Raw genomic sequence first — 4,371 nt, forward strand, 5'->3', positions numbered from 1 at the left:
ATCCGTTATCCAACCCGTGAGTACAACTTCTTTCTCTCGCCTTTTGAGGTTTTAAAACACTGCCTAGTACTTCGGCGGGCTGACGACGCGTTGTTTGAACTTCGTGCTGTAGCGCGGCACGGCCAGCAGCAGCCAGGCATCCTGTAAATATTCGATCATGCGGCCCGTCTGGGCCACGGAGGGCAGGGCGAGTCCTTTGGCGAGCGACTGCAAGGACAGCGGCTGCCCGGTGTGGGCCAGCAGATGCAGCATGAGCGTCATGAGAGGTCGCGAAGCACGCAGGGCATGACGGGAGACGATGTCACGCTGCACGACGTCCCTCAAAAGCTCGCGCAGCAGGACGGCACCCTGCTCAGCGCCGGCGGAGAGAGCGGCGGCGAAGCCACCCCGTGCCAGGTATTTCTGCAAACTGGCCGCGCCGGGCTGCTGGGCGGTGAATTCGAGGAATTCGCGATACGAGAAGGGATAGACCTCATGCGAGAGATGCCTGCCGGTGAGCTTGGAACCGAGTTCGCGGCCCAGCAGGCTCGCATTCGAGCCGGTGAGACAGACACGGCGGCCTTTGTCGAGCAGGGCGCGGACGAGTCGCTGCCACTCAGGCACCTCCTGCACCTCGTCGAGATAGATAGAGGCATCGGGATGATGCTCCTCAAGCAGGGCAAGCAAGGGCGCGAAGTCCTCCGGGCCGAGTCCATAAAGCCGCGTGTCTTCGAGATTGAGCGTGACGGCCTTGCCTTTCACCGTCTGCCTGATCTGGCCCTGCAAGGTGCTTTTGCCGCAGCGCCTCACGCCCGTGAGCACCAGCGCGTGCGACTGCTGCTGGCTGCGGTTCCAAGTCGGCTGACGATGCCGCTGCAGCTCGCCAGCAAGCGCCGGAGGCACCGCAGGCTGGTCGAGCACGGCGAGAAGAGTTTCACGGAGAAGCATGGGGAGATTCTAAGCTCCTCTCGCAATTGCGCAATCGTAATGAACACTGGTGTTCACTGTGATGAACAAATGATCGTCCCTCAGCGATGGGATGAGAAATGGGTTGGAAAATGGGGCGAGGGACAACAAAGTCACGGAGATGAGAACGATACTCGACAAAGCAGGGCGCATTTTGATACCCATCGAAATCTGGGAGAAATTGCGTCTCAAACCAGGCACCGTGTTCAAGGTGGCGATCGTGGGTGACAAGATCGAACTGGAGCAGGAACTGTCGAAGGTTCAATACTCACGGGCAGGTGAATCTTCCGCGATGTGATCTTCATCCCGCAGTTATATCTGGAAGAGTGACAATTGAACGCAACCGCCAAGGCGAAGCTTTTTCCAGAACCAACTTGGCTTTTGTTGCACGTTGCACGGATTATAAACTGTCTATTCTCCACCACAGAAGGCGTCTGCACTGCATCTGCCACATGAATACCTCCGACCTCGCAGCTCCCACACAGTTCAAGCCGGTTTCCAAACCGACGCCCACGCTGTCAGATCTCAGTTCTGCCATGCCTAGCCCGGAGGAGCTTCAGAGCCTCTTGCCGAAGGACTCTTATCTGATTGAAGGTTTTTTGGGGCAAGGCGGCATGGGCGCTGTGTATCGTGGTATTCAGATCAGCTTGGACAGGCCAGTGGCCATCAAAGTTCTGCCACTCACAGTGGGTGTTGAATACGACTTTGCTGACCGCTTCAGGCGCGAGGCGCAGAGTATGGCCGCCCTTAATCACCCAGGCATTGTCAGTGTTTATGATTTCGGCACCGTCGGTGGTCGGTTTCTCTACTTTGTCATGGAGTTGGTGGACGGCTCAGATCTGCATCAGGTGCTCAAGTCCAAGCAGATGACACCCGATCTAGCCCTGTGGCTCATGCCGCAAATCTGCGATGCCGTGGCCACCGCACACGAGCTTGGCATCTACCACCGGGACATCAAGCCAGCGAACATCCTCCTGACCCGCCAGTGGCGTGTGAAAGTGGCTGACTTCGGCCTCGCCAAGCGCGCTGTCCCGAATGAGCACAGCCTCATGACCCAGGCAGGTCTCGGCCTCGGCACACCCGACTACGCCGCGCCGGAGCAGTTTGAGCTGAATGCATCAGTCGATCACCGTGCAGACATCTACGCCCTCGGAGTCACCCTTTACCAGATGCTCACCGGCAGGCTGCCGCGCGGAGCCTGGCAGCCGCCCAGCGCCATGATTGGCACTGATGCCCGGCTGGACGCCGTCATCGTCAAAGCCATGTCGCCACAGCCGGAGCAGCGCTATCAGACGACGCGGGAGTTTGCTCATGCAATCGTTCACTTCCAGCAAACGCTCGCTTGGGAAGCTCAGCAGCAGGTCGTCGTAAAGAATCCATCTTCAAATACCACCTTGCCCAAGAGTCCCGCGAGCAAATCAAAAAGTGTCCGCATCTTAGGCGTAGCAGCAGCGCTCGTATTACTTGGGTTCGGTGCATGGCTCGGCATGAAGCCTGGCAAACAGCCTCAATCACAGTCACAGCCCACTACTGTGGCATTGAATCCGCCAAAGGAACGCACTGCAACTGCTTCACCACAGCCCCCACCTTCGGCGACAGTGCTCGAGCACAAAAACCAGCCAACACCGCAAGCCCCAAAGACGACTGCGGCTACAGAAAAGCCCATCGCGAAAACGCAACTGCCGTCCACTCTAGCACCCACGGTGCCCCCCAAATCACCTGAGCCACAGCCGCCGCAAGTAAATCCAATCTCGATGGCAGAGCCTACAGGTGAGCTGGTCAAGCCCATGCCTCAGCTCGCTAAGTTACCTGATCCCTCGAAATGGAAGCCTGTATTTCCTGCTGCTTACCTCAAAAATGGTTCCATTGAGATCCCAGAGCGTCAGAGCGTGTTTTCACCGCCCGATGTAAAGTTTGGTGACGGAGCCGTGCGCTTCACTGTCGCGAAAAGTGAGCTAGCTAATGGACTGCTTGTGCGCATTCGAGCAGCGTCTCCGAACTTGCCTCAAGCTGGGTATCAATTGCAATGCAATGTCGAAGCCGGTGAGCTACGGACTGTTAGTTCTGTGGACAAATCTAAAGTTCACACCAGCCCGCGTTACGGAGACTTTGCTGGTGACACGTTGGAGATCACCTTGGCTTCTGTGGGAAAAACGACAGCAGTGTTCGCCAATGGAACCCCAATCGGGAGCTTCGAGGATGACACCTTTAGCGAGGGCGGATTCTACTTCTATGCTCTCAAGACATCCAAGCTCACTAATGTTGTTTGGCAATCCCTCGACCCCGCTCCCGAAGCCGCACCAAAGGACGCCATTGATCTCCAGCTCGAAAAGCTCGCCGCCGAGTATCAGGCGGAGTTTGACAAGCTTGGCGGCTCTGCCTTCAAAGCCGCGCTCGCCACGCTGAATACCCAATTCACTGCCGCTCTCGACCGGGCCGCTGTACAGACTCAGCAGCGTGGCCAGCTCGATGACGTGCTCATCCTCCAGGCCGAGGCCAAACGCATGAAGGAAGCCCCCTCCGCGCCCGAGCTGGATGACGACAGCACCCCCGCTGTGCTCAAGCCGCTCTACGCCACCTACCGCAAATCTCTCGCCAAACTCACTGCCGACCGCGATGCTCGCACCAAGCCCGCCGTAGAGGATTACCAGAAGAAGCTCACCGCCTATCAAACCCAGCTCACCAAGGCCGGTGACATCTCTGGTGCCGTCAAAGTTAAGGAAGTTATCCAGCAATCTCAGTCTGTTGAGCTAGTTGCCAGTCTCACAGTTAAATCTTCAAACAAGTCAGCCGTCCAGACTTCCAAACCGGGTAGGCTGAGAGGCTGGGGCGTCGCAGAGAACAGTCCGATCAATTTGACAAACTCAGATCCATTCAATGACTTCATTCAGGTTATCGGCAAAGAACACCGCTGGGTAGCGCTTCGTTCCAATGGCGAAGTGAGCTCGTCTCTAGGTGGTTTGTATGACTTCAAGCTGCCTGTGAGCCGCCTGATCATGGTGGATGGGGCCAATTTCGTGGCTCTTCATGGCAAAAAGGGATTTACCATTCGCTGGAACGGCAGCTTTGGGGCCGAACTTGTCGAAGCCTCCTCTTATGGAGGAGGGGAAGTTAGGGATGTTGCAGTCGTCAACTCTGGCGTCTTCGCCGTCCTGCGCACTGATGGAACCGTCCGACTGCGTGATACAAGCAGGCGAAAATCTGGAAGTCCTGGGATCAAGCCCAATGAAGCTGTGAAGCTGACTCGTGATCTTTCTCCATCAATCGCTCTTGTTGGTGCCTCAGATTGCCTTTTTGTGCTGTCGGTGGATGGAAAAATCAGCGGTTGGTATTCCCCCTACTCCAATGTGAAAAATGAAGGCGCTTCGCTATGCTGGGTGGGTAAAAGCTGAAGGGATTTGCAGGTCGAGACGGCCGGCCATCCAG

At 56.8% G+C, this 4,371-nt stretch carries 3 protein-coding genes; 2 read left to right on the forward strand and 1 reads right to left on the reverse strand.

All coding sequences use genetic code 11. The annotated features are described in order from the left end of the window. Positions 1-63 precede the first annotated feature (63 nt). Positions 64-927: an ATP-binding protein gene (locus IAE77_RS28585; RefSeq protein ID WP_294234550.1), complete on the reverse strand. Its 864-nt coding sequence runs from the start codon at positions 925-927 to the stop codon at positions 64-66. A gap of 139 nt (positions 928-1,066) precedes the next feature. Here IAE77_RS28585 and IAE77_RS28590 point away from each other — a divergent pair, with 139 nt between their 5' ends. Both IAE77_RS28590 and IAE77_RS28595 read left to right on the forward strand, forming a co-directional pair. After that, positions 1,067-1,243, forward strand: a complete 177-nt coding sequence (locus tag IAE77_RS28590; protein ID WP_294234553.1) for a hypothetical protein — start codon at positions 1,067-1,069, stop codon at positions 1,241-1,243. 154 nt (positions 1,244-1,397) lie between these two features. After that, entirely contained in the window at positions 1,398-4,337 is a 2,940-nt protein-coding gene (locus IAE77_RS28595; RefSeq protein WP_294234556.1) for a serine/threonine-protein kinase, read from the forward strand. The last annotated feature ends 34 nt before the right edge of the window (positions 4,338-4,371 follow it).

The organism is Prosthecobacter sp. (assembly GCF_014879935.1).
In the GTDB taxonomy this organism is placed as follows: domain Bacteria; phylum Verrucomicrobiota; class Verrucomicrobiia; order Verrucomicrobiales; family Verrucomicrobiaceae; genus Prosthecobacter.